Annotated in this window: 1 rRNA gene; it reads right to left on the reverse strand. The window is 46.7% G+C overall.

Going from position 1 to position 1,181, the window contains the following annotated elements:
• Positions 1-951 (reverse strand): 23S ribosomal RNA (locus HF312_21680); the annotation flags it as partial.
• Between the last annotated feature and the right edge of the window lie 230 nt (positions 952-1,181).

The following is a 1,181-nucleotide window of genomic DNA, read 5'->3' on the forward strand; positions in this document are numbered from 1 at the left end:
TCGGCATTCGGAGTTTGATAGTTTTCGGTAACCGGTGAAGGCCCCTAGAACATTCAGTGCTCTACCTCCGAGTATCTTTGACTGAGGCTAGCCCTAAAGCTATTTCGAGGAGAACCAGCTATATCCGGGTTCGATTGGAATTTCACCGCTATCCACACGTCATCCCAGCCTTTTTCAACAGACATGAGTTCGGTCCTCCACGAGATTTTACTCTCGCTTCAACCTGCACATGGATAGGTCACCCGGTTTCGGGTCTACAGCATGCAACTTGACGCCCTATTCAGACTCGCTTTCGCTACGGCTCCGGTGCTTAACACCTTAACCTTGCTACATACCATAACTCGTTGGCCCGTTCTACAAAAAGTACAAGGTCACTTGCGCTCCCTTTGCTTGTAAGCATAAGGTTTCAGGTTCTATTTCACTCCCCTCCCGGGGTTCTTTTCACCTTTCCCTCACGGTACTATTCTCTATCGGTCACTAGGTAGTATTTAGCCTTGGGGGGTGGGCCCCCCTGCTTCCCACCAGGTTTCACGTGCCTGGTGGTACTCTGGTGCCACTCTACGATTTGTGCATTTCGTCTACAGGGCCTTTACCTTCTACGGCAGATCTTTCCAGATCTCTTCGACTATACACGCTTCGCGTTATGAATGGTCCACAACCCCGGATAAATCCGGTTTGGGCTCTTCCCCGTTCGCTCGCCGCTACTTAGGGAATCGATGTTTCTTTCTCTTCCTCCGGGTACTTAGATGTTTCAGTTCCCCGGGTTACCTCCTCTGTACCTATGGATTCAGTACAGGGTACTTACGCATTACCGTAAGTGAGTTTCCTCATTCGGAAATCTGCGGATCAACGGATGTTTGCTCCTGCCCGCAGCTTATCGCAGCTTGCCACGTCCTTCTTCGGCTCCTAGTGCCAAGGCATTCACCTTATGCTCTTCTTCACTTGACCTAAGTGAATTGTTACCTGCGTTAGGTAACTAATTTGAATACATTGTTAATTAACTCTGTAATTCTTTCTGGTTTCTCGGTTTAACTTGAAATTGTAGTTAAAACCCTTTGCATCGTCTTAAAAAGACTCTACTTAGTTTTTTAACTTCTTTGCTGTGTATCTCTACACAACCTCGATTTCGTTGTTAATTTGTTATATTTTGCATTGTTCAGTTTTCAAGGTACATTGCTCTT

Source organism: Ignavibacteria bacterium (assembly GCA_025612375.1).
Taxonomy (GTDB): domain Bacteria; phylum Bacteroidota; class Ignavibacteria; order Ignavibacteriales; family SURF-24; genus JAAXKN01.